This is a genomic window from Leeuwenhoekiella nanhaiensis (assembly GCF_002744755.1).
Taxonomy (GTDB): Bacteria; Bacteroidota; Bacteroidia; order Flavobacteriales; family Flavobacteriaceae; genus Leeuwenhoekiella; species Leeuwenhoekiella nanhaiensis.
On the sequence record NZ_KZ319322.1, the window covers coordinates 1 to 2396 of the forward strand.

5 protein-coding genes are annotated in these 2396 nt (G+C 35.9%); 3 read left to right on the top strand and 2 right to left on the bottom strand.

The features are described 5' to 3' along the window. The coding region (locus CJ305_RS19155) for an ArsR/SmtB family transcription factor (RefSeq protein ID WP_143469424.1) at window positions 1-224 on the bottom strand (224 nt) is incomplete at its 3' end. 236 nt (window positions 225-460) lie between these two features. Continuing rightward, window positions 461-1090: an N-acetylmuramoyl-L-alanine amidase family protein gene (locus CJ305_RS19160; RefSeq protein ID WP_099647828.1), complete on the bottom strand. Its 630-nt coding sequence runs from the start codon at window positions 1088-1090 to the stop codon at window positions 461-463. A 189-nt stretch (window positions 1091-1279) separates the two neighbouring features. Here CJ305_RS19160 and CJ305_RS19165 point away from each other — a divergent pair, with 189 nt between their 5' ends. The 3 genes from CJ305_RS19165 to CJ305_RS19175 all read left to right on the top strand — a co-directional run. After that, window positions 1280-1567, top strand: coding sequence for a hypothetical protein (locus CJ305_RS19165; RefSeq protein WP_099647829.1), 288 nt, complete (start codon window positions 1280-1282; stop codon window positions 1565-1567). Further along, complete coding sequence (locus CJ305_RS19170; protein ID WP_099647830.1) at window positions 1567-1851, top strand: hypothetical protein; 285 nt, start codon at window positions 1567-1569, stop codon at window positions 1849-1851. Before CJ305_RS19165 ends, CJ305_RS19170 begins: the two co-directional genes overlap by 1 nt. Next, a partial coding sequence (locus CJ305_RS19175) for a DUF3875 domain-containing protein (protein WP_143469425.1) occupies window positions 1838-2396 on the top strand: 559 nt, incomplete at its 3' end. The genes CJ305_RS19170 and CJ305_RS19175, both read left to right, overlap by 14 nt.

Here is a 2396-nt window from a genome sequence, read left to right on the forward strand (position 1 = left end):
ACCGCGGGAACACTCATACCTAAAATGTCGGCAAGATCACAAGGGCACAGTTCTTTTTCCATATTTAAGAGGAATAGAATTTTTAAACGTACCTCATTACCTGAAATGGACAGTAGTTTTGTTATTTTATCGAAATCATTGGTCATACCATCAATGACCGTTTTGCAGTTTAGTAACTGCTTATGGTCAGCTTCAGCTCTCGTACAAGAAATTTCCATTTTCATAATAACTATTTAGACGAACAAAGGTATAATTAATTACGTATTTAAGCAAATACTTAAATATAAATATTGTTTTATATAGTTCTAAGTATAGTTGTATCAACTATAACCGCTGATGCTATGCTTTAATGATTTAACTTCTGAACGATTTATACAACAGAATCACTTCAGAAATAAATTGTACTACAATGGCTTTCAGGCTCTTTGTCAATTCTAAAAAAATGTCTCTCATAATACTATTAATCTTGAAGGGATTGCAAAACGGTCAATGCGATACTTTGGATGTTATTGGAATCTGAAATATACTTGCCTTCATCCTCATTACTCAAAAACCCCAATTCTAAAAGAATCGAGGGACAATCATCAATAGTTTCCCGAAGCACTTGAAAGTTGGCAAACTTTACACCTCTACTTTCATATCCCAATTTTTTATTGAGTGCAGCTTGCATTTGAAATGCAAACCAAGTGGCATCATCTGAATATACAGATGTTGCACCTGCCACATAAACTTCCACGCCTCTTGCATTTGGATTATCCGAATGATTACAATGCAGCGACACAAACAAATCTGCTTTTAAGGCTTTGGTCAGCTTCGACCTTTGCGTTAAAGAAATGAGCGTATCGGTGTACCTGGTTAAGTAAATTTCCAAAGGTTTATCTAACTCATCATTCAACTTTAATGTGGCATTTGCAATATTGAGTACAACATCCTTTTCTTGGATGCCATTTATACCGATTGCACCCGAATCTTTTCCACCGTGTCCAACGTCAATTACAATTCGTTTATGAGCACTCGTTTCCTGTCCGAAAACGAGGCACATTTTCAAAAGTAAAATCACAAAACTGACGTTTTTGAGCACTTTTTTCATTTTCAATTTTCAGGTTATCAACAACTTCACGTCAAAATTTCATAGCATTTGATACCAAATAATAGCAACGGAATTCAAACAATATCAAATAATATTTTATTCACAAATATTTGATTTTCAGTTATTTATATTCAAATATATGTAAATTTCCCATAACGAAAACAACACAAAAATTTAAACTGTTACGTTATGAAAAAATCACTCTATTTAGCATCCTTTTTTTCGCTTTTATCCACTTCGCTATTTGCTCAAATTGGTGGCATTGAAGATTCCGTTAACGATGTGGGCGATACTATAAGAACCGTATTTCCCATTTTACTTGGTGTCATTTTCCTTGTTGGTTTCCTCTTTAATGCAGGACATTTCTTTGGCGAAAATGCTGACCTTAAAAAAGGGATTACCCGCGTTCTCGTCTTTGTTTTGATTGCCGGTGCGGTAGTTGGCATATTCACTTACCTAATTGGAATCGTAGTATAATGAAGAAATTCGAGGTCTATAAAAACATCAGGAAACGGGCGGTTATTTTTGGGCTGCCCATTTCCCTGTTTGCTTTAATGATGGTTTCCATTCTCGCATCCCTTTTGGTCATCATTTTTTCTTTCAGCTTTGGGATAATTATAGGCGTACTGGTTTTTAACGCTGCGCTCTATGTAGCATTGACAAGAATTACCCACAACCCTCAGCTATTTCAAACTGCCAACGCATTCCCGAAAATTATCAGCAACAAAAGAAATTCAGGCTTCGACTATGAACAAGATTAACCTTTCTAAATATCAACCCATTGCAGATATTCAGGACAATATCGTGTTTGCTAATAATGGCAATGTCGTTCTGAGCTATGAAGGTAATCTACCTGAAATTTATTCGTTGTCCGAAAAGGACTTTGAGGATATGCACGGTGCTTGGTTTCAGGCTTTGAAGTCCCTACCTATTGGGACTGTGGTACATAAACAGGATATCTACTTGAAGAAATCTTATTCTTCGGAACAACTTCCGAATTCAACTTTCTTAGAGAAAGCCACACACGAGCATTTTAAAGGTCGTGGGCATATTGAGCACAAGTGTTATTTGTTCTTCATATTAACCAAGAATAAAGCACTTAACAACTCAAAATATGTAAATCCATTTAGGAAAGTTTCTAAAGGAATTGTGCAAGAACTGGATGACAACGTTAAGCGCTTTGTCAACTCGGTAAGCGATTCTGTTTCCTTCATCAACAATAGCCGAAAGATGGAATTCATTTCGCTTAAAGCGGAAGAGATTCAAAAGCTTACAAATGGCTATTTCAACGGCTTCAACGAAGGTT

Bases quoted from the DNA above. Each gene is read 5' to 3' on its own strand.
- CJ305_RS19165 (WP_099647829.1), top strand. From the start codon at position 1,280: ATGAAAAAATCACTCTATTTAGCATCCTTTTTTTCGCTTTTATCCACT.
- CJ305_RS19160 (WP_099647828.1), bottom strand. From the start codon at position 1,090: ATGAAAAAAGTGCTCAAAAACGTCAGTTTTGTGATTTTACTTTTGAAA.
- CJ305_RS19170 (WP_099647830.1), top strand. From the start codon at position 1,567: ATGAAGAAATTCGAGGTCTATAAAAACATCAGGAAACGGGCGGTTATT.